Genomic DNA, 20,889 nt, shown 5'->3' on the forward strand with positions numbered 1-20,889 from the left:
TGGAGGATCGATCGTCACAGCGCAGCCGTGGCGAGCGGTGGTCCTCTCCGCGAGATGGCCGGGGGTGCACGTCCCCACACGAGCCGGTCGGTCGACGAGGTCGGGGCGAGCACGGCGGGCGCGGCGACCCGGGGGCCGCGCAGCAGCACGGCCCGCAGCGCGGTGCCGCACGCCGCGTACACGTGGGCCGCGGCGGTGAGCAGCACCGCGCACACGGCGACGGCGAGCATGTGGGCGCCCAGCATGGACACCGACAGATGTTCGTGACCGGGCACCAGCACGGTGAGCGCGACGTGCGTGGCCGCCTGCCCACCGGCGAGGAGCACGAGCGGGGACAGCGACGGCTGGTGCGCGCCGAGGATCCCGACGATCGCCGCGACCGCGACCAGCAGTACCGCGACCGGTCCCGTCGGCACACCACCGCCGGCGGCGCCGTGGGCGGCCACCGCCAGCACCGCGGTGGCGATGCCCGCGGTGGTGCCGAGAACGGTCGGATACCTGGTCACTGTCGGTCGTGCTCGTTCCTGATGTGCAGGCCGCGTCAGCGCACGCCGAGGCGCGCGAGCAGATCCGCTTCGATGCCGTCGAGTTCCGACGAGATCGCCGCGTGTGCCGACTTCCGGCGCGCGGCCGGCATCTGCTCGGCCGTCTGCACGGCGGCAGTCAGATCGGTGAGACGTTCGCGGGTCGCGGTGGCGAACTTCTGCGTCTCCGCGTCCTTGGGGTTGCGCTGCTCGACCTTCGCGAGCGACTGCTCCGCACCCGCGATGCGGGCACTGAGCCGGGCACCGTGACCGGTGAACGAACCCAGTTCCTCGATCGGCACCCCGAGCTGCTGCGCGCGACGCGAGTCGAGCTGACCGCGCAGCGCCGTCACGGCCTGGTAGACGATCGGGACGAGCACCGGCGCGAGCAGACGCGCGACGCCGAGATAACGGCGCACCTTCGCCGCGGTGAGCCCCTGGTTCTCGGCGGCCTTCTTCTGTGCTTTGAGGGTCGCGATCTGTTCCTTCTCGACCTTGGCTTGCGACCTCGCGAGTTCCTGGTCGAGCTTGACCTGCGACTTCGCGAGTTTCTTGTCGATCTTCGCCTTGGCCTTCGCTGCCCGCCGGTCGTTCTCGAGCCGATTCTTCGCGACCAGTCTGGCCTCGATCTTCGCCTTGGTCCTCAGCGCCTTCGCTTCCGCCCTGCGAGTCGCGCGACGCTTCCGTGTGAACAACCCCATCGAACAGCACCCTCCATTCGGTACGACACGACGCTCCGGCGCCCCGCGTCAGCCTAACGTGACGGTGCTGCTGCGAGCCGTCGCCTGTGCAGGGAATACCCTGGAATGTCGTGGACGCAACCGGAGAACTACCGCGGCCCCGACGCGGAGTGTCACAGCGCACAGCCGTCTCCCTCGAGGCCGCTGCGCTGACGAGGTGCCGCCACCGGGTCTATCTCGACGCCACCTTCCCCGACGAACTCGCAGGTGCACCCGAGAATCCGGGTGCGCGGCAACGCCAGGAGGCGGCGGCTGCGCATCGCGAGGCGATCCGCCAGACGCTGTTCGACGCCGACCCGGACGGGTGGGTGCTCGTCGCCCCCGAAGGACCGATGTCGCAGCGCGCCGAGCGCACACTCGACGCGTGCCGCGCGGGCGCCGACCGCATCTGGGGTGCGGTGCTGCCGAGCGAACCCGACACCGGACGCCGCGGCCGCTCGGAGATCCTGCTGCGCGACGCCGAACACGGCGGCTACATCCCGGTGATCGTCGTCAACCACAAGGTCACCGATCCCGGACACGGCGCGCTCACCACCGATCTGTTCGCGTGGGCACCCGCTGTCGACGAGACCCGCAAGGTGCGCAGTCAGGTGCGCGACCAGATGCGCCTCGCGCACCTGTACCGGATGCTCGAACGTCACGGACTTGCGAGCCCCGCGAAGGTCGCCGGCGCGATCGGCTACGGCGGCGACTGCATCCTCGTGCACGATCTCGACCAGATCCTCGACGACTACGACGCCCGCCTGGCGGACCGACTCGAGATCGCGCGGGGTCTCACTCCGACGGCGCCGTCGCAGATCGGCGAGTGCAAGACCTGCCCGTGGTGGGACCGCTGCCGCGCCGAACTCACCGTCACCCGGGATGTGTCGCTCGTCGCGCCGGGGCAACGTGCCGCCGTGCTGCGCGAGCTCGAGGTGCACACCATCGACGGCCTCGCCCGGTGGGAGGGCGGGGAACCGGAAGCGTGGCCGCAGGGTTCGTTCGAGGACGCGATCGTCACGGCGCGGGCGTGGATCGCCGGTGCGCCGCTCGTGCGTCGCTACCGGCACGTGCACGTCCACCGCGCCGACGTCGAGGTCGACATCGACATGGAGAGCTACCACGAGCACGGCGCCTATCTGTGGGGCACGCTGCTCAATTCGAGATCGTCCTCCGAGTACATCCCGTTCGCGACGTGGGAGCCCGTGCCGACCGACGACGAGGCACGCTCGTTCGCCGAGTTCTGGCGCTGGCTGTCGGACCAGCGGCGCGCGGCCGAACGTCGCGGGAAGACTTTTGCGGCCTACTGCTATTCGCGGTCGGCGGAGGACAAGTGGTTGCTGTCGTCGGCGCGGCGGTTCCACGGCTTCCCGGGTGTGCCGGAGCTCGCGGAGGTCAAGGCGTTCATCGGTTCGGACGAGTGGGTCGACATCTTCCAGGCCGTCACCGACCAGTTCGTGTGTCCGAACGGCAAGGGGCTGAAGAAGATCGCACCGATCGCGGGGCATCACTGGCGCGACGCCGAGGCCGGGGGTGAGGCGTCGATGAGCTGGTACCGCGAGGCCGTGGGCATGGCGGGCGAGCCCGATCCGGCGCAGCGTGTGCGGTTGCTCGAGTACAACGAGGACGACGTGATCGCCACGAAGGTCCTGCGCGAGTGGATGAGTGATCGTGCGGTGCTCGACATCCCGTTCGTCGAGGACCTGTAGCGCAGAGCATGCCACGTGCGTGGTTCCGGCGGCCTCGGCCACCGGAACCACGCACGGGAGATCAGACCAGTGCGGCAAGAGCGAAGGCCGCCAGGGCGATGAGGACACCGCCGGTGAGGGTCTGGACACGACGGTCGACGACGCACATCGCCGACAGGAAGCCGGGCATCGAACCACCGCGGTGGGTGTGCAGGATGGCCAGTACGCTCGGCATGCAGCGGCCGAGGCTGACGGTTGCGAACATCGCGGCGCCGAGCACCGGCGAACCCGAGGCGATCACGCCGAGGACCAGCAGGTAGTACGCGCTGGACCGGATGAAGATCATGAAGCCGGGGCCGATGAGCGCACCGAACAGCAGCGACACCTTCCACGGCGCCATCGTGCGCCGCAGGTGGCGGGGGAGCTGCTGACGCCGCATGGGCGTCGGCAGGGTGATCATGCCCAGCTCGTGCAGGCCGTAACCGAGCGCGATCACCCCCCAGGCCGCGAGCATCCACGCCCACGGCACCGAGCCGGTCACGAGCGCGCCGAGCGCACCGAAGAGCGCGCCGGTGGGGATGCCCGTCGCGAGCGATCCGAGGGTGTGCCAGCCGAGCCGGCGGATCGGGGTCGACGACCCACGGCGTCCCGGCTGCTTCGGTGCGGCGACCACGCCGGCCACCGACATGCCGCAGGTCGACCAGTTGGCGGCCAGTGCGGTCACCGTGCCGGTGGCGATCACCGCGGCGGTCATGGCCGTCGGGGTCGAGGCGGCCGCGACGAGACCGGCGGCGGCGCCGACCACCGCGGCACCGGCGATCAGGCCGCCGCGGGTCTTCTTCGCGACGGCGCTCTCGAGCGTCGGGCGTATCTCCGGTACGTCGACTCCGAGGGGCGGGTGAGCCAGAGGCTCACGCACGAGTGTTTCTGTCATCGGGATGCTCCTTTGCTGTGGTGCTTACGGATACGACCGGACGGCGGACGGCGTTGTCCGTCACCCGGTCACGGTGACGGTTCCGGTCATGTACCGGTGGACCGAGCAGTGGTACTCGTAGACGCCCGGCGTCGTGAAGGTGTGCTCGAAGCTCCCCTCGGGGATGATGCCGCTGTCGAACTCGCCCTCCGATCCGACGTGGTGCAGGACCCCGCCGTCGTCGAACGTCCACCGGACGGTGCCGCCCACCGGTACGGTCACGTCCACCGGCGCGAAGTGCACGTCGCGCACGACGATCTCCGCGTCCGGCCCGGTGGGGGAGCCGGCACACCAGGTCGCGGCCAGCATCGCGAACGCGGCCACCCCCCACCGGATCCGCATCATTCGACGATGATCGTGCCGACCATCGCGGGGTGCGGCGTGCAGTGGTAGGTGAACGTGCCGGCCTCGTCGAAGGTGTACTCGTAGGTGCCCTCGGTGAGCAGTTCGCTCTTCAGGTCACCTTCGAGCGGTCCGTCGCCCGCCACATCGTGCGGCAGTCCCGAGTCGTCGAAGTGCCACTGCACGGTCTGGCCCTTCTCGATGGTGACCGATGCGGGGCTGTACGACATGTTGGAGACCTCGATGACGACCGCGGGTTCGTCGGCGTCCGCACTGCCGCATCCGGTCAGCAGTCCCATCGCGAGTGTCGTGCCCGCGACCGCGGAAAGAAACTTCTTCATATCTCGTCCTCACCGGATGTACCGCAGATTCGCGGTCATTCCTGCCTCGAAGTGATAGGCGTTGTGACAGTGGAACATCCACTCGCCCGGATTGTCCGCGTCGAACTCGATGGCGAGTTCGGTCCCCGGAAGCACGTTGACGGTGTCGCGTCGCAGACCGCCGTAACCCGGTACGGCGAAGGTGTGGCCGTGGGTGTGCATGGGATGCCACATCGGCGACGAGTTGACCATCGTGATCCGGATCCGTTCACCCTCCTTCATCACCAGTCGGCCGGCGTCGGGGCCGGCCATGCCCCACACGTAGCGGTCGCCGGCCTGGATCAGCTCGACGCGGTAGTCGCGGTCGACGTCCCGATTCTCGAGCAGCACCGATTCGGCGGGCCGCAGTTCGCTCTCGGCTACGAGTCGCCCGTTCAGCTCCGGAATGTCTCCTCCCACATCGGGGTTCGACATCGGCACCGCGTCGTGGGACCGCAGCACGGTCGACGCGTAGCCGTCGCGCCCCTCGACCTTCGCCACGATCGGCCACGCACCGGAACGCACCGTGACGAGCACGTCCACCCGCTGCGCCATGCCGAGGATCACGGTGTCGGCGGTCGTCGGCTGCACGTCGAAGCCGTCCACGGCGACGACGGTCAGTTCGTGACCGGCCACGGCGAAACGGTAGGGCGTCTCCGCGGCCGCGTTGACGACCCGTAGACGCAACCGTTGCCCCGCAGCGGCTTCCACCACGGCGGGATCGTTCGGCGGACGCCCGTTGATCAGGTGCAGCGGGTACGCGATGTGCTGGGTCATGCCGCCGAGCGGGACGGAGTCCCCGTGGCCCGCCGACGTGATCTGTTGCGCCACCGAGGCATCGGCGTCCGTGTACTCGGCCGGCCCCGAGCCGTGCCCGGCATGACCGTGCCCGGCGACCTGCGGGTTGAGCGCGGCCAGGACCGCGTCGGGGGTGGTGCCCAGACCGTCGACCCAGTCGTCGAGCACGAGCACCGCGTCGGCGTCCGCGCCGGTGGCGTCGTTCGGGTCCTCGATGATCATAGCCCCGAACAGACCACGGTCGGCCTGCAGTCCGCTGTGCGAGTGGTACCAGTAGGTGCCCGGATCGGGTGCGACGAAGTCGTATTCGAACCGGCCACCGTCGGCGCCGATCGGTTCCTGCGTGACCGGAGCCGCACCGTCCATGTCGTTGCGGATCCGGATGCCGTGCCAGTGCAGCGTGGTCTCCTGCGGAAGCCCGTTGTCCACCGACACCCGCACCCGGTCGCCCTTCGACAACCGCAGCTCGGGTGCGACGGCGGCCCCGCCGTAGGACCACGTGTTCACGATCCGCCCACCGAGGTCCACGGCGCCCACCCCCGCAGCGAGCGCGAAGGCTGCCGTCGCCCCCGAGGTGGCGCGGGCCGCCTCGGCCGCGGCCACCTCGGGATCGGTGGGACGGATGTAGTCGAGCTCGGTGGCCACCGCCTGCTGTCCGGACGTACCGGAGCTGCAGGCGGTGGCACCGAACCCGAGCGCGCCGAGCCCCACCGCCCCGACACCGAGGGTGCCCAGGCGGAGGAAGCGTCGGCGAGCGAGCACGAGCCCGGAACCGGGTCGTGTCATCGGATCACCTGCGGGGTCAGGAGCGAACGGATGTCGTCGACGGTGCCGGTGACGTCGGCGGCACTGACCTCGGTGCCGTCGCTCGCCGAGACACCGACGATGCGCTGGGCCGACTCGCCGTCGACCTCGGGGCCCGAACCGACCACATACAGGATCGATCCGTCCACGGAGAAGGCCATGGACGCGATGTCCGTCATCCCCAGTGCCGCGAGATCGAGGGTGCGGATCGGAGCGAGGCCGGTCGCGTCGAACAGCTCGATCGTGACGATGTCGCCACCGCGCGCGGAGTGCGGATGGATCTCGCTGTCGGTGTACTCGATCGCGATCCGGTCGCCGGTGTTGTTGATGGCGTTCTCCGCGAAGCGGCCGCCGTCCTGTCCGGCGTTCCCGATGGGAGCGACGGGATCCTCCGGCAGACCGTTCGAGAAGTCGAAGACGAAGACGTCGCCGGTCGCGCCGACGAGCAGTGCCTTCTTCGCGTCCGCGGCCCAGGTCACCTTGCGGTTGCTGACGAAGTCGTCGGGCAGCACCTTCGTGCGCGCCGTCTCGGTGGGGACACCGGCATCGTCGATGGAGATCTGGATCAGCTCACGGGTGTCCTCGCACACGCTGTAGAGCTTGTGGTCGACGAGCCAGGTGAACGGACCGCACCCGATGATCTGCAGCGCGCCGCTCTCCTTGCCGGCCTCGAGATCGACGACGCGGACGCCGTACAGGCCGTCGTCCCACGTCACGAAGTACTTCCCGTCCGAGGTGACGGCACTGGACCCGGGACGCGAGTGCGCGCGGGCGTAGTCGGGCAGTTCGATCTCGTCCGGCTCGAGCAGGTCGCCCGAGTAGGTGGTGACGGTGAAGTCGGCCTGGCCGCGCGAACCGCGCGGCCGCCACACTTCGGCGGCGAGAACCGCTGGGTCCGAGGAACTCTCGCCGACGAACCCGTGGATGACCGGATCCCAGATGCCGGGACCCACGACGATGCGACTGCCCGCGACACCGGTGACCGGGTCGAGGACGTTCACACCGATCTCGAGCCCGCCCGGAGTCCGGAGGACCGCAAGCAGGTCGTTCTCGCTCGCGGGCTGGATCTCCGAGACATGCACGGGTTCCGGGATGGTGTCGCCGATCTCCTGATCGTCGTGACCGAGGGAGATGCCCTCACCGGGAGTGGTGTAGGGGACGGTCGGGTAGGTGACCTCGCCCGCCGCGGAGGAGGAGTCGTCGTCGCTCGAGCACGCCGCGAGGGACAGTGCGAGAGCGAGCGGGACGGTCGCGGCGACCGCCCGTTGGGTGCGCTTCATGATCCGGCGCCCACCTTCGGTCGTGCGGCGGGACGGGTCTGGCAGTCCTCACCGATGATCGGTGCCATCGTGCAGGTGTACGACTGGGATTCGTCGGACACGCACCAGATGATCTCCTGGTCGAAGCTGCCCGAGACCGGGTTGTACATGATGGCCTGCATGTCGGGCTCACCGCAGAAGGCGTTCGAGCACGACGGTGCACCACAGCAGTCGTAGTAGGCGATCAGGTAGGTCTTACCGGTGTCGGGATGCGTGCAGCATCCAACCCAGAACTCCGCTCCGGGACGGCTTCCCGGCGCACAGGTGGTGACACCGCCGCCGTTACAGGCCGCGCACGAGGTGCCGTCCATGTTGCACCAGCGCCAGTACTCGCACTCGGCGGGGTCCTTGCCGTCGTAGACCGGAACGAGCGGTTCGGGTTCGGCGGGGGTCGGAGCCGGCGGCTCCTGCGCCAGCGCAGTGCGGGTGACTGGCAGCGAACTGATCAGTGCCACACCGGAAACACCCATGGTCCACCGGCCGATCTTGCTGATCACCGAACGGCGGGAGACCCGCTCGGACATCCTGCGGCCGGTGCGGCCGATGAAGGATCCGCCGCGGCCGGCCATCCATTCGGCTTGTTCCTTGACGGTGGCTTCGTCCACCGGATATCGATTCTCGTGCATCTCCGGTTCCCCGGATGAGGGTCTGAGGTCCAACGACGTACTCCGATCTCGAGAAGGGGATGAGATTCCGCCCGTACCGACGGGGCGGTCGGCGCTCGCAGATCACAGACCGGCTGCGGCGCGAGTCTTGGCTGCCTCGTGCAGGTGCTGCAGCGAGGGCGTGCCGGATTCGAGTGCGTTGAGGAGGGATTCGACCTGCGCCATGTGGTTGCACAGGCCCTTGGCCTGGATCTTGCCGTGCTCGTCGAGGATCACGCCGTACGGAGTGGTGCCCACCTGGTAGGCGATGCCCACATCGCGGGCGTCGACGTAGCTGAGCTCGGCACCGATACCCGAACCGGCAAGGAAACTCTGGTGCTCCTCGGGCGTGCCGTCGGAGATGATGACGACCTCGAGGTCCTTCTCCGCCTTCGCCATCGCCTTGACGCCGGGCAGCAGGCTCTTGCAGGTCGAGCACGACGGCGCGGTGAACAGCAGCAGCTGCGCCTTGTCGCGGTGGCCACCGACGCCGACCTCGCGGCCGAGGTGGTCCTGCAGGCCGCGGAAGCTCGGAGCGACCTGATCGATCTTCGGGCCGGTGTCCATCATCCGGGCGCCGAGGGGGCCGAGACGCACCTGCACGCGCCCGATCTCGCGGGCGAGGGCGAGCAGCATGAGGAACAGTGCCGCGACGGCGACGGCCAGCACGATGACCGCGATCAGCAGGAAGGTGTTCACAGATTTCTCCGTTCGGATGTGTCAGTACCGCGAGAGGGGCGAGGCGGCACGAAGTTCGATCGAGGCCTTCGTCAGGTGGTCGTCGACCGGGCGTCGGCCCGGATGCACGATCGACCGCAACTGCACCGCGGTGACGACCACGACCAGCACCAGTGCGGCGAGCGCGACGGCGAGGAGGTGCTCGGCGAGCGACGGTGCGCCGGCGGGAACGAGGGCCAGGGCTGCGGAGACGAGCACGAACGCACCGGCCCGCACCGCGTGGAACCACCCGATCCGCGGGATGTCGTGGGAACCGAATGCGAAACAGCCGCAGTCGAGGTCACGACGGCCTCGGAGAAGGTTGATCGTCAGGCCGCCGAAGAAGCACAGGAACAGCAGTGCGGCGCCTGCGGCCGCCCATCGTCCGGCGATGCCGGTGATGAGCGCGGCACCGAGGACGATCTCGGCCCACGGCAGCGCGAACGACACCGCGTCCTCGAGCGGCGCAGGCAGCAGCTTGTACCCGCGCACCGTGCGCAGCAGACCCTGGCGGTCCCGGGTCTTGGGGATGCCGGCGAGCAACAGCGTGCCTCCGACGATCGATGCGATCAGCACCCACAGCATGTGTGCGACCACTCCTTCCGTTTCGCTTCGGGACCTCGTCGAGGTCCCGGCGGATCCCTCGCAGGTGGGGATGGACACATCCTGCTGTGGTCTCGAGTCGGGCGTGCGACGCCGGAGAAACGAACGGGGACACCCTGAACGAGAACACGAGCCTTCGAATTCAGGGACGTCGGGGCTCGGCGACGTGGGGTTTTGCGTTCGCCCGAGTCCGCGCGGAAGGCGGTGGCGTGATGCACCTCGCATCGCCTCTGCGAGCGGATTCCCACTTGGACGGCACGTCGTGTTCGCGCAGGTAATGCGGCTGTAACAGAACGGGGTTAGCGTCCGGACGAATCCAGTGAAAGGACCACGGCCGTGACGTCAGCACTCCGGGCGGCGATCGACCGCGCGCAGGACGCGGAACCCACCGGGGATCACGTGCGCTCACCCCTGCATGCGCTCGGCCGCCGGCAGTTGTCCCAGCTCGATCTGATCGGGCAGTCGCTGTCGACGATCGCTCCCGCAACCGGAATGGTGTTCATCGCCCTGTGGATGACCGTGAGCGCTCCGGGACTCGGGGGTGTGCTCACCATCGCCGCGACGACCGGCGTCGTCGTGCTGGTCGCATGGTGCATCACGCAGTTCACGCGACGCCTGGCCGCGGCGGGTTCGCTCTACAGTTTCGTCTTCCAGGGACTCGGTACGCGCGCGGCGCTCGTGACGGGCACGGCGCTCATCGTCGGATATCTCGGCATCTCGATCTCCGTGCTGGCCCAGGGAGCACGCACAGTATTGGATCTCGGTGAGCTTGTGGGACTGAATCTTCCGGGGACGGGACCGTGGCTGGTGACGGCGGCGGTGCTCGGTGGGGTCGTCGCCCTGATCGCGATCCGCGGCGTGCGGTTCGCGACCCGCGCGATCCTGCTCGTCGAAACGTGTTCGCTGGTACTGATCGTCGCGACGATGCTGGTCGCGCCGGCGGGCGGAACGACGACAAGCGAACTGCCGGTCTCACCGCTGAGCCTGCTGCCCTTCCTGGCGCTCATGACCGTCCTGTCCATGGCAGGATTCGAGAGCGCGGCGTTCTTCGGGCCCGAGGCCCGTCGGCCGCTCGTCACGGTCAGCCGGACGGTGCTGATCACCCCTCTCGTCGTCGGGGCGCTGTTCGTCTTCACGGCCGTCGCCTCGCTGACCGGGCGTGGATCGCTCATCATCGGAGCGTATTTCGACGGTGTCGACTCCGGTGCATCGTGGGCGGTCGTGCTCGCCGTGAAGACGGGCATGGCGTGCTCGTGGTTCGCGTCGACACTCGGCTGCGCACAGGCAGGCTCGAGGCTCCTGTACTCGATGGGTGTCGAACGGGTGCTGCCGTCCGCTCTGGCCCGCGTACACGGCACCCTGCGCACCCCCTACCTCGCGGTGACGACGTTCGTCGCGGTGAGTGTCGCGGGTGCCGTCCTGTACACCCTGGTGGCGGAAGCGGATTCGTCCGTCTTCGACGGTGTCGTCGAGGTCGCGCTGGTCGCGGCGTACACGCTGGTCGCGGTGGCATCCCTGCGGTTCCTGCACCGCATCGGTGAGGACACCACGTGGACGCGGGTCGCGGCGGTGTTCGTCGCGTTGCTCGGTGGTGGTCTGCTGGTGGCCACGGCCGTCGACGGGGTCACGCACTCGCTGCTCGTCGTGCCGGTGGCGCTCGTCGCGCTCCTGGTGTCGGGACCCGTCTGGCGCGCGGTGCTGCGCCGGCTCCGCCCGCAGAGCCTCGCGACGATCGGAGCATTCGACACCGTCGAGACCTCGGATCTGCTGCCGGGTGCGGGGACACTGGTCCTCGACGAGCACGGGCGGCCGCGGATCGTCACGGGGGGCATACAGGAGGAGCGGATGTGACCGCCCACGTGCCGATCCGGTCCTCCGAGACTACTTTCGGAGGACGACAACCCCACGCCGTGCAGAAGGCGCTGGGGATGCTCGAGGCCGTCGCACAGCTCGGTCCCGGCACCACCGCCAAGGAGATCGCCGCGTTCGCCGGAGTGCCTCCCGCCACCGCCTACCGGATGCTGAACCTGCTCGTCGCGGACGGCTATCTCGTGCGTGTCCCCGACCTGTCGGGTTTCGCGCTCGGTCGTCGCACCGCCGAACTCGCCCAGGCCGCAGCGGAATCCACCCCGTCCGAGTCGCTCCACGACGTGATGGAGGACCTGCGGGGGTGCACGCGTTTCGGATTGCACGTCGCGTCCTTCGCCGGGAGCCGGCTCCGCTTCGTCGACCAGGATCCGGACCACGAGATCGTCGCCATCGCTACGCTGTCGAAGTCGTTGCACGCCAATGCCATCGGCAAGCTGATGCTGGCACACGTGCCGGGAGTGGGTCCGGATGCCGAGTTTCGCCGGCTCACCGAGTTCACGATGTGCGAGCGCGAGTCGCTGGCGCGGGAGCTGCGCGACATCATCTCGTCCGGTTACGCGAAGGAGTGCCAGGAGACCCGGCTGGGCAGGGCGGCGCTGGCCGTCCCGATCCGCGACTCGTCGTCCTTCGTCGTCGGCGGCCTGTACCTGCACGGGTCGGCCGCGAAGGTGCAGCCCGATCCCGATCTGGTGAGATTCCTCGTCGACGGCTCCGCCAGGCTCACAGGCCTGCTCTGAGCCGGATCAGGGCGTCCACCACGGGCGCGCCGAACATCGGCGGATCGTTGTGTTCGAGACCGTCGAGCTCGACCCGCTCGTGCAACTGCCGGGCGGCATCGGCAACCGCCGTGCTCTGGGCGGGCGGGACGATGCTGTCGGCGGTGCCGTAGACGACCGTGATCGGCACGTCGATGCGGGCGACGAGTTCGGCGACGGGGAACTCGTCCTTCAGCAGTGCGGCGGGCACGAAGGGATAGTGGTGCCGGGCCACGGCGGCGAGATCGGTGAACGGCGAGCGCAGCAGCATCCCGGCGGGAGGTTCGTCGACGGCGAGCGCGGTGACCACGGCGCAGCCGAGGCTCTCCCCGAAGTACAGCACCCGGGCGGGGTCGACGTCGTCGCGTGAACGGAGATGCTCGAGGGCCGCGCGGGCGTCGGCGGCGAGACCCTCCTCGGTGGGGGCGCCGGGATTGCCGCCGTACCCGCGGTAGTCGAACAGGAGCGTCGAGAAACCCGCCGCGGCGAGGTCGGCGGCGGTGTCGACGCGGCCGAGTCGGTTGCCGCCGTTACCGGGAGCGAGGAGAACCGTGAAGCCGGCTCCGGGGCCGTCGGGAGCGCGACCGGGCACGAACCAGGCGTCGAGCGCGAGACCGTCGGAGGTGGTGAGCACGACGTCCTCCGCACCGGGCAGGACGGTCGCGGCGGACGGGGGAGTGGAGCTGTCGGGCAGGTAGATCAGGCGTCGTTGCAGCGCCCACCCGGCGACGCCGACGAGCGCGACGACGAGCACCACGGCGAGAACGATCCGCATGGGTCCGGTCTAACGCATGTGCGCGTTCCCGGCAGCCGGAACTGCCGGAAACGCGCACGGAAGAGGCGGGGTTACCGGAGGAGGGGTTACCGCGGCGCCATGCGCAGCGCGCCGTCCATGCGGATGGTCTCACCGTTGAGGTAGTCGTGCTCGACGATCATCTGCGCGAGCTGCGCGTACTCGGCGGGCTGGGCGAGCCGCGACGGGAACGGCACACCGGCCTCGAGGCCCTTGCGGTACTCCTCGGTGACACCGGCGAGCATCGGGGTGTCGACGATGCCGGGGGCGATGGTGTTGACGCGGATGCCGAACTGCGCGAGGTCGCGTGCGGCGGGGACGGTCATGCCGTGCACGCCACCCTTCGACGCGGAGTACGCGATCTGACCGATCTGGCCCTCGAACGCCGCCACCGAGGCGGTGTTGATGACGACGCCGCGCTGACCCGACTCGTCGACCGTCTCGGTCTTGGAGATCGCGTCGGCCGCGAGGCGCATGACGTTGAAGGTGCCGAGCAGGTTGACGGTGATGACCGTGCGGAACAGCTCGAGGTCGTGCGGGCCGTTCTTCGACAGGATGCGGCCGGCCCAGCCGACACCGGCGCAGTTGACGACGATGCGCAGCGGAACACCCGACTCGACGATGCGGTCGACGGCGGCCTGCACCTCGTCGCCGCTGGTCACGTCGGTGGCGAGGAGCGTGACACCCGCGGGTGCGGCATCGCCGACGCGGTCGATGGACTGCTGCAGGTCGAGGCCGAAGACGGTGGCTCCGGCGTCGGCGAGACGGCGTGCGGTTGCGGCGCCGAGACCGGACGCGGCGCCGGTCACCAGTGCGGCGGATCCCTGAATCTCCACTGTTCGTATCTCCTGTCCCGAGCCGAGGGCTGCGTGAACCCGACGGGTTCGGGCTCGTTGGCACCGAGTCCGACTCCGTCGGGTTCTCTCACAGAGCCCTACGGCGTGTGAGTGTCGTTCGTCACGAACCCTAACCGGTCACGGCCGCGGGTTCCGCGGGGGTCGCGGTCCGGCGGCGCAGTGCGACGACTCCCATCGCCGCGGCGACGAGACACGCGACGGCACCGAGCAGCAATCCGGCCCGGCCACCCCACTGCTCGCAGACCCATCCGGCGATGGGACCGCCGATGGCCGTGGAGCCGAGGAAGGCGACCGACCACAGGGCCATCACCCGTCCGCGCATCGTCGGCGCGGAGGCGAGTTGCAGCGAACTGTTGGTGGTGGACGTGAACGTCACGCTCAGTGCGCCCACGATCACCATGAGCACGATGAGCGTGGTCAGGTTCGGGGCCGCGGCGGCGACCGCCATGGCGATGCCGAACGCGAGGGAGGTGAGGATCAGCGGCCGGGTTCCGGTGCGACCCCAGGTGGCGACGGCGAGGCCCCCCACCACCGATCCGGCGCCCATCGCGGCGGTGAGGAAGCCGTAGGCCCCGGCACCGGCAGCGAAGGTGTGGTCGGCCAGGACCGGCAGAACCACCTGGAACTCGAAGGCCAGACATCCGACGAGCGCCATCATCGACAGCGGGACGGCCAGGTCGGGCGTGCTGCGGACGTAGGCGAGACCCTCACGCAGCTGTCCCTTCGCGCGGGCGGCGGCGGGGGAGCGCTGGAGCCGGGAGACGTCGAGTCGCAGCAAGGAGGTGACGACGGCAACGAAGCTCGCGGCGTTGAGCAGGAAGCACACGCCGAGTCCGCCCGCGGCGATGACCAGGCCGGCGACGGCCGGGCCGATCATGCGGGAGCACGAGGCGAGGACCGACTGCAGGCTCACGGCGTTCCGCAGATCCTCCGGACCGACCAGTTCGAGCATGAACGACTGTCGGGCGGGGTTCTCGAAGCACTGGTTGAGGCCGAGCGCGACCGCCAGGACGTAGACGTGCCACAGGGCGATCGTGTCGGTGACGACGAGCAGCCCCAGGATCAGGGCCTGCACACCCATGAGGGTCTGCAACCCGATCATGAGCCGGCGTTTGTCGGAGCGGTCGGCGACCACGCCGCCGTAGGGGCCGAGCAGCAGCATCGGCACGGTCTGCAGTGCGAGCACGATGCCGATGGCGGTCGCGGAGCCGGTGAGCTGCAGGACGAGCCACGACTGCGCGACCGTCTGCATCCACGTGCCGATGAGCGAGACGGCCTGACCGCTGATGTAGAGGCGGAAGTTGGGGCCGCGCAGGGCGGCGAAGGTCTGTCCTCTGATGTCGGCGAGCATTGTCACGGGCGACCCCTCTCGGCGGAGGGGCGCGGTGAATCGGCGACGCGCTGCGAGAGTGCCTCGAGGGCGGGCAGTGCGTCGTGCAGAGCTTCGAGGTGCCGGTCGCTCAGTTCGGTGAGGTGACGGGTGAACAGGGCGGTGCGGCGGTCGCGCAGTTCCGCCGAGAGTGCGGCACCGGCGGGAGTGATGTGGACGCGGACGACACGCTTGTCGTCGGTGTCGGGGGACCGGGTGAGCAACCCGGCGTCTTCGAGTTTGCCCACCATGCGCGAACACATGGTGGGGTTGAGCCCTTCGATCTCCGCGAGGTCGCGGACTCCGATCGTCTCGTGGCGGGCGACGGTCGTGAGGAGGGTCGACTGCGAACGCGTCAGCCCTTCCTCCGAGGCGAACATGCCCATGCGGCGGGAGATCCGTCCGATCGCGATACGCAGACGATGGACGTCTTCCGCGTCGAACGGAGGAGTTTCGGATCGAGGGGTGCTGTCCGTGAGTTCAGACATGGAACCACCTCCGAATTTATTTGCCTATCGGCAAGCATACTCCTGTGCAGAGTGGAAAGACACTGTTCGGAACGGTGATCAGGGACGCATGAGCGCCGGGGCCTCGTCCTCCGTGACACGGCGGGCGCGCCGGCGGACGACCACCATCGCGGCGACGGACAGCAGCACGGCCACCGCGCCGGCGATCGGTCCGACGACGCCGGTCGCCGGGAACAGGCCGTCGCCGAGCATCCACGCGCCGAAGCCGAAGAACAGGGCGGAAGCACCGTAGCGAATGGCGTTGTCAGGAAGATGCCGGCCGAACACGGCACCGATGACGATGGCCAGCGCGTCGGCGGCGACCATGCCGACGGTGGACCCGATCCACACCCCGGCCCAGTTGTTGTCGGTCGCGAGCGTGATGGTCGCGAGCATCGTCTTGTCGCCGAGTTCGGCGAGGAAGAACGCCGAGGTCACGGCGAGGAAGGCGGAGCGCGCGACGCGTCCGGCCTTGGATTGCTCGTCGTCGTCGAGGGAGTCGCCGCGCAGCGTCCACGCGCCGAAGATCAGGAAGGCGATGCCGCCGACGATGGAGATGGCGGTCGCGGGGATCGCGACACCCAGATAGTGCCCGACAGCCACTGACACGAGGTGCACCGCGGTGGTCGCGAACAGGATCCCCGACAGGACGACCCACCAGCGATACCGCAGGGCGAAGGTCATCGCCATGAGCTGGGATTTGTCGCCGAGTTCGGCGACGAAGACGACTGCGAAGGACAGGACGAGCGCGGACCACATATGCGTTTCCTCCTTTCGTATGGAGGAAACGGGGCTTCCTCCGGACGCCGGACGCACGGTGCGACCAGCGGCCGAAGGTCTCGCCCACCGGAGGATGATCCGGTCCGCGGGGCCGGGCAGTGCCGTTGTCGGGCGCCGCCAGTATGTCGACCCTGCGATTGGGGGCTACTCCCCTTCGCCGACGACAACGTTAGCCCGGCGAACCGAATTCTGTAAAGGCAATGCTAACTTTCGGAGAACCGAACTCTCGTTTTCAGGGCGCCCTCACGAAGCGAGCAGCATGGCCAGAATCGCGGTGTCGGGGTCGTTGCCTGGATCCACTCCCACCTTGCTGACCAGTGCCGTCACCGTGCCGTCCGGTTCGGCCTCGACCCATGCGGCGCGATGCTCGAGCCCGAGATGTGGGATCCCGGGGAGCAGCACGCAGCCCGAGGCGGCGCCGGCGTTCTCCGGCAGTGACGGCGTCGTCTCCGACGGCGGATGCAGCATGATCAGTGCCGGCGGCTGATGCTCGGCGAACCGTCCGGGCTGCACGGCACGCTCGCCGAGCACCGGACCTTCGGCGACCACGAGGCCCACGGTTCCGGGCTCGGGGTCGTCGGGCAGTTCTTCTTTGACCCCGAACACCGTCGAGGTGGGCAGCAGTCCCGGCAGCGACGCGATCCGCACCGTCATCGCCAGCACCTGGGCCCATTCGCGGGTGGTCGCGGGCCATCTGCCCGAGACGACGAAACCTCGAAGCGACCCGGCGGACTGGAATGCGGACAGCTCGATGCGGCTGTGTTCCTCGGCGTTCATCCCACTCCTCCCTCTCGGTCGGTAAGGGGAGAATGCCCGTTTTCTTCGTTGGCACACAAGAGGTGTCGAGTGCCAGCACTGCCGCTACACCTCTTGCTATCCGCCTCGGCAATTGCTGCGGCGGATAGCGATTCCTGTAGCGGATAGGAAAGACCAGGCCCGGAGACGACGAAGGGCGCCGGTGTCCCGGCGCCCTCGCTGTCGGTCTCGCGACCTGTATGCCCGATCCGTACTAGACGATCAGGCCCGAGGTGGCGGTGCGAGCGCGCTCGAAGCGAGCCTGCACGTCCGCCCAGTTGACGATGTTCCAGAAGGCCTTGACGTAGTCGGCCTTGACGTTCTGGTACTGCAGGTAGAAGGCGTGCTCCCACATGTCGAGCATGAGCAGCGGGGTCAGGCCGATCGGGATGTTGCCCTGCTGGTCGTACAGCTGGACGATGATCAGACGCTGTCCGATCGAATCCCACGCGAGGATCGACCAGCCGGAGCCCTGGATGGAGTTCGCGTTCGCGGAGAAGTGATCGCGGAACTTGTCGAACGAACCGAAGGCGTCGTCGATCGCAGCAGCGAGCTCACCCTCGGGCTTGTCGCCACCCTCGGGGGAGAGGTTGTTCCAGAAGACGGAGTGGTTGGTGTGACCACCCAGGTGGAAGGCGAGGTCCTTCTCGAGCTTGGTCGCCTGGGCCGCCATGGTGCCGTTCTCGCGGGCCTCGGCCAGCTTCTCGAGAGCGGTGTTCGCACCGGCGACGTAGGTGGCGTGGTGCTTCGAATGGTGCAGCTCCATGATCTTCGCCGAGATGTGCGGCTCGAGCGCTGCGTAGTCGTAGGGCAAGTCCGGAAGTGTGTATTCAGCCACGAAGGGTCCCTTCTTCACCGGGCCGTCCGGCCCGTGCAGTTATTCCGTACCTTCTCGGGTTTCCACCCAAGTCCATAACTACACCGTCCGCAACATTCCCCGTAATGCGGACACGATCGGACCGCGACTGTGTCGGAGAGCACCCGGAACGGCCCACGCGTCCGGAAAATAGCTCTCACCAGCGCAAACAGTCGGATATCGGGACCATCGGCAACGGCTGCGTGAACGGGACCTTAACATTGGCGCGTGTTTCGGCCCTTCCTGAACGAACCGACACGCGGGGCCGATGCACCGCGTGTGGATCTGCCGGGCGTCGATGTCGTCCGGTTCGTCGCGGTCGCGGCCGTGCTCTACTCCCACATCGCCTTCTACCTGATCGACGACCTCGGGACGGGCTGGTGGGGCATCGACCTCACCTACGAGGTACTCGTCAAGGGCGCCGGCCTCAACCAGCACCTGTCGTCCGTCGGGGTGACGGCGTTCATGATGCTCACGGGCATGCTCGTCACCCGGTCCGCGATCCGGCAGGACCGCCGGAAGTTCCTCATCGCCCGGGCCGCGCGGCTCCTGCCGGCCTTCTGGGTGGCGATCCTCGCCGCGGTCGTGCTCGTGTGGCTCGGCATCAACGGCACCTTCAGCGGCCACACCACGGTGTCGGTCTCCGAGGCGTTCCTGTCCTTCTTCCTGGCTGCGTTCTTCCTGAAACCACAGGTGATCGTGCTCGGCGTGGTGTGGACGCTCGCCGCACAGATCTCGTTCTACCTGTGGTGCGTGGCGGGACGGTCGCTGCTGCGGACGGCGCCGGTGGCGGTGCCGATGCTCGGCGCCGTGCTGTGCATGCTGGTGCTCCTCTACAACCTGTACGTGCCCGAGCCGTACACGGTGCCGTTCCTGTCGAAGATCGCGTCGACGCTGCCGACCTTGTTCCTGGGGCAGATCGTGTACTTCGGCTGGGCCGGCCTGATCTCGCTGCGCGCCCTGCTGGCGGCGATGTTCGCGCAGATCGCGGTGATCGTGATGGCCACGGACATCAACGTCTACTGGTCGGGCAGCCGCTATCTGTGGACGGTGACGGTGGTCTTCGCGGCGATCGTGCTGGTCGCGCGGTACGACGGGCGCCTCGCGCGCTCGACCGTCGTCTCCTGGGTCGCGACCCGCAGCTACTGCATCTACCTGACCCACACCCTCGTGATGTACCGGATCTACGAGAACACCGTGGGCATCGTCGGCACGACCGCGGCGATCGTGCTGCTGCTGATCGGCTGCGGTCTCGTCGCCGAGGTGCTGTACCGCAGCGTCGAGGTTCCGGCTGCGCGTTGGATCAAGAGCCGCTGGCTCGCGCCGAAGCAGGTCGCTTCCGACGAACGGACTGTCGCTCCGACCCGCGCGTAGCATCGGGTCATGTCCTGGTTCGACGAGATCCTCGCCCGTGCAGGTTCGAAGTCGCAGATGGTGACGCGCGAGGACGCGCTCCCCGGTCGCGCCGAACCGCTGCCCGTCCCCGAGACCCACTACGTCAACGGCAACCGCATCGTTCCCCCCTTCCCCGAGGGCCTGCAGGCCGCAGTCGTCGGCATGGGTTGCTTCTGGGGCGCCGAGAAGGAGTTCTGGCAGCTCGACGGCGTCTACTCGACCGCGGTCGGCTATTCCGGCGGCTACACCCCCAACCCCACCTACGAGGAGGTGTGTTCCGGCCGGACCGGGCACACCGAGGTGGTGCTCGTCGTCTTCGACCCGAAGGTGATCGGCTATGAACACATCCTGCAGCAGTTCTGGGAGAACCACGACCCCACCCAGGGCATGCGGCAGGGCAACGACCACGGCACCCAGTACCGCTCGGCGATCTACACCCACGACGAGACGCAGATCGAGGTCGCCGAGGCCACGGCCGAAGCGTTCGGCAAGCGACTGGCCGACGCCGGATACGGGCAGATCACCACGGAGATCGCCCCGCTCACGCAGTTCTACTACGCGGAGGACTACCACCAGCAGTACCTCGCGAAGAATCCCAACGGCTACTGCCCCGTCCACGCCACCGGCGTGAGTTGCCCGGTGGGCCTCGGCGCCTGAGAGAGCGTCGGGCCTCAGGGTGCGACGGTGTCGCGCACCACATCTCCGCTCGCAGTGCGAGTGTGAGATGCGTTGGCGTTCCTTGAACTTCCCCGAAGGCGGACGCATTCTGGAAGAAGGGATCATTCCAGAGGGGGAAAGGGACGGCTTGCCGACATGACGACCAGAGCGGGGTATCTGCGGCGTACACGGCGAAGTCTGCGCAGGCGGGATCCGCTCGTGCGTCGCACCGACAAGCTCGAGGCGCGCTGCTTCACCGTCATGATCGCCGTGATGGCGATCCTGATCCCCGTCGCGGTGTGGGTGTCCGCCACCATGTGGAGCTCCCAGCTCGAACTCTCCGAGAAGCAGAATGCCGAACGTGTCAGCGTCACGGCCGTCCTCGACGCCGATGCCCTGAGCGACTCCTCCGGATGGGGCGAGACCGTGAAGATCTCCTCGGCCCCCGCGACCTGGGGTTGGGGCGACGAGACGCGTCACGCGCTCGTCCAGGTGGACAGTCTCGCGACCGCGGGCAGCGAGGTGCAGGTCTGGGTCGAGGGGAGCACCGGCGAATACACGCAGCCCCCGCTGACCACCTCCGCCGCGAAGTTCACCGCCGTGCTGTCCGGGGTGTGGTTGTGGACGTTCTCCGCCGCCGCCGCGGCCGGGCTGTTCGCCCTCGCGCACTGGCGTCTCGAGGTGCGGCGCAGCCGCGAGTGGAGCCGGGACATCGAAGCGTTCCTCGGCTCCACCAGCAGCCACTGACCCGGCTAGGACTGCAGGCA

At 68.6% G+C, this 20,889-nt stretch carries 23 protein-coding genes; 6 read left to right on the forward strand and 17 right to left on the reverse strand.

Annotation, left to right across the window (positions count from 1 at the left end; translation table 11 throughout):
- Positions 1-14 precede the first annotated feature (14 nt).
- Both RBB84_RS21725 and RBB84_RS21730 read right to left on the reverse strand, forming a co-directional pair.
- Positions 15-506 (reverse strand): hypothetical protein, encoded by a 492-nt coding sequence (locus RBB84_RS21725; RefSeq protein WP_252173517.1) that lies wholly within the window; start codon positions 504-506, stop codon positions 15-17.
- A gap of 35 nt (positions 507-541) precedes the next feature.
- Positions 542-1,225 (reverse strand): DUF6474 family protein, encoded by a 684-nt coding sequence (locus tag RBB84_RS21730; protein ID WP_024102631.1) that lies wholly within the window; start codon positions 1,223-1,225, stop codon positions 542-544.
- Between the two features lie 149 nt (positions 1,226-1,374).
- Between RBB84_RS21730 and RBB84_RS21735 the strand changes: the two genes are divergently transcribed.
- Positions 1,375-2,952, forward strand: coding sequence for a TM0106 family RecB-like putative nuclease (locus RBB84_RS21735; RefSeq protein ID WP_138845359.1), 1,578 nt, complete (start codon positions 1,375-1,377; stop codon positions 2,950-2,952).
- A 61-nt stretch (positions 2,953-3,013) separates the two neighbouring features.
- On the opposite strand, the gene RBB84_RS21740 is transcribed toward RBB84_RS21735, so the two are convergent.
- The 8 genes from RBB84_RS21740 to RBB84_RS21775 all read right to left on the reverse strand — a co-directional run bounded on the left by RBB84_RS21740 (position 3,014) and on the right by RBB84_RS21775 (position 9,472).
- Positions 3,014-3,865 (reverse strand): methylamine utilization protein, encoded by an 852-nt coding sequence (locus tag RBB84_RS21740; protein WP_350246819.1) that lies wholly within the window; start codon positions 3,863-3,865, stop codon positions 3,014-3,016.
- Between the two features lie 60 nt (positions 3,866-3,925).
- Complete coding sequence (locus tag RBB84_RS21745) at positions 3,926-4,213, reverse strand: cupredoxin domain-containing protein (protein ID WP_231913250.1); 288 nt, start codon at positions 4,211-4,213, stop codon at positions 3,926-3,928.
- 32 nt (positions 4,214-4,245) lie between these two features.
- Positions 4,246-4,587, reverse strand: coding sequence for a plastocyanin/azurin family copper-binding protein (locus RBB84_RS21750; RefSeq protein WP_006553380.1), 342 nt, complete (start codon positions 4,585-4,587; stop codon positions 4,246-4,248).
- A 9-nt stretch (positions 4,588-4,596) separates the two neighbouring features.
- Positions 4,597-6,189 (reverse strand): multicopper oxidase family protein, encoded by a 1,593-nt coding sequence (locus RBB84_RS21755; RefSeq protein ID WP_350246821.1) that lies wholly within the window; start codon positions 6,187-6,189, stop codon positions 4,597-4,599.
- Entirely contained in the window at positions 6,186-7,487 is a 1,302-nt protein-coding gene (locus RBB84_RS21760) for a hypothetical protein (protein WP_350246822.1), read from the reverse strand. Before RBB84_RS21760 ends, RBB84_RS21755 begins: the two co-directional genes overlap by 4 nt.
- Entirely contained in the window at positions 7,484-8,152 is a 669-nt protein-coding gene (locus tag RBB84_RS21765) for a methylamine dehydrogenase light chain (protein ID WP_033097867.1), read from the reverse strand. Before RBB84_RS21765 ends, RBB84_RS21760 begins: the two co-directional genes overlap by 4 nt.
- 102 nt (positions 8,153-8,254) lie before the next feature.
- Complete coding sequence (locus RBB84_RS21770) at positions 8,255-8,869, reverse strand: redoxin domain-containing protein (protein ID WP_006553384.1); 615 nt, start codon at positions 8,867-8,869, stop codon at positions 8,255-8,257.
- Between the two features lie 21 nt (positions 8,870-8,890).
- A complete protein-coding gene (locus RBB84_RS21775) occupies positions 8,891-9,472 on the reverse strand; it encodes a MauE/DoxX family redox-associated membrane protein (RefSeq protein WP_039583653.1) in 582 nt (193 codons plus the stop codon).
- Positions 9,473-9,826: 354 nt separating this feature from the next.
- On the opposite strand from RBB84_RS21775, the gene RBB84_RS21780 reads away from it, so the two are divergent.
- On the forward strand, positions 9,827-11,341 hold the full coding sequence (locus RBB84_RS21780) for an APC family permease (protein WP_024102638.1): 1,515 nt from the start codon (positions 9,827-9,829) through the stop codon (positions 11,339-11,341).
- Positions 11,338-12,096, forward strand: a complete 759-nt coding sequence (locus RBB84_RS21785) for a helix-turn-helix domain-containing protein (RefSeq protein ID WP_064256874.1) — start codon at positions 11,338-11,340, stop codon at positions 12,094-12,096. Before RBB84_RS21780 ends, RBB84_RS21785 begins: the two co-directional genes overlap by 4 nt.
- On the opposite strand, the gene RBB84_RS21790 is transcribed toward RBB84_RS21785, so the two are convergent.
- The 7 genes from RBB84_RS21790 to RBB84_RS21820 all read right to left on the reverse strand — a co-directional run bounded on the left by RBB84_RS21790 (position 12,080) and on the right by RBB84_RS21820 (position 18,052).
- On the reverse strand, positions 12,080-12,889 hold the full coding sequence (locus RBB84_RS21790; protein ID WP_350246824.1) for an alpha/beta hydrolase: 810 nt from the start codon (positions 12,887-12,889) through the stop codon (positions 12,080-12,082). The two genes, RBB84_RS21785 and RBB84_RS21790, sit on opposite strands and share 17 nt — an antisense overlap.
- 86 nt (positions 12,890-12,975) lie before the next feature.
- The gene (locus RBB84_RS21795) at positions 12,976-13,743 is read right to left on the reverse strand and encodes an SDR family NAD(P)-dependent oxidoreductase (RefSeq protein ID WP_006553390.1); all 768 of its coding nucleotides are present in this window, start codon (positions 13,741-13,743) and stop codon (positions 12,976-12,978) included.
- Between the two features lie 130 nt (positions 13,744-13,873).
- On the reverse strand, positions 13,874-15,121 hold the full coding sequence (locus RBB84_RS21800) for an MFS transporter (protein WP_350246826.1): 1,248 nt from the start codon (positions 15,119-15,121) through the stop codon (positions 13,874-13,876).
- On the reverse strand, positions 15,118-15,621 hold the full coding sequence (locus RBB84_RS21805; RefSeq protein WP_219129782.1) for a MarR family transcriptional regulator: 504 nt from the start codon (positions 15,619-15,621) through the stop codon (positions 15,118-15,120). Before RBB84_RS21805 ends, RBB84_RS21800 begins: the two co-directional genes overlap by 4 nt.
- Before the next feature lie 78 nt (positions 15,622-15,699).
- Positions 15,700-16,398, reverse strand: a complete 699-nt coding sequence (locus RBB84_RS21810; protein WP_350246828.1) for a TMEM165/GDT1 family protein — start codon at positions 16,396-16,398, stop codon at positions 15,700-15,702.
- A 264-nt stretch (positions 16,399-16,662) separates the two neighbouring features.
- Positions 16,663-17,196 (reverse strand): hypothetical protein, encoded by a 534-nt coding sequence (locus tag RBB84_RS21815; protein ID WP_024102643.1) that lies wholly within the window; start codon positions 17,194-17,196, stop codon positions 16,663-16,665.
- 232 nt (positions 17,197-17,428) lie between these two features.
- Positions 17,429-18,052: a superoxide dismutase gene (locus tag RBB84_RS21820; RefSeq protein ID WP_006553395.1), complete on the reverse strand. Its 624-nt coding sequence runs from the start codon at positions 18,050-18,052 to the stop codon at positions 17,429-17,431.
- 297 nt (positions 18,053-18,349) lie between these two features.
- Here RBB84_RS21820 and RBB84_RS21825 point away from each other — a divergent pair, with 297 nt between their 5' ends.
- The 3 genes from RBB84_RS21825 (at position 18,350) to RBB84_RS21835 (ending at position 20,869) form a co-directional block, all read left to right on the forward strand.
- Positions 18,350-19,444 carry an acyltransferase gene (locus tag RBB84_RS21825; protein ID WP_350247707.1) on the forward strand — a complete coding sequence of 365 codons (1,095 nt, stop codon included), beginning with the start codon at positions 18,350-18,352 and terminating at the stop codon, positions 19,442-19,444.
- Between the two features lie 9 nt (positions 19,445-19,453).
- On the forward strand, positions 19,454-20,122 hold the full coding sequence (gene msrA, locus RBB84_RS21830; protein ID WP_006553397.1) for a peptide-methionine (S)-S-oxide reductase MsrA: 669 nt from the start codon (positions 19,454-19,456) through the stop codon (positions 20,120-20,122).
- A 219-nt stretch (positions 20,123-20,341) separates the two neighbouring features.
- Positions 20,342-20,869 (forward strand): hypothetical protein, encoded by a 528-nt coding sequence (locus RBB84_RS21835; protein WP_350246830.1) that lies wholly within the window; start codon positions 20,342-20,344, stop codon positions 20,867-20,869.
- Positions 20,870-20,889: the final 20 nt, after the last annotated feature.

The sequence above is a fragment of the Rhodococcus sp. D-6 genome (assembly GCF_040256695.1).
Taxonomy (GTDB): Bacteria; Actinomycetota; Actinomycetes; order Mycobacteriales; family Mycobacteriaceae; genus Rhodococcus; species Rhodococcus pyridinivorans.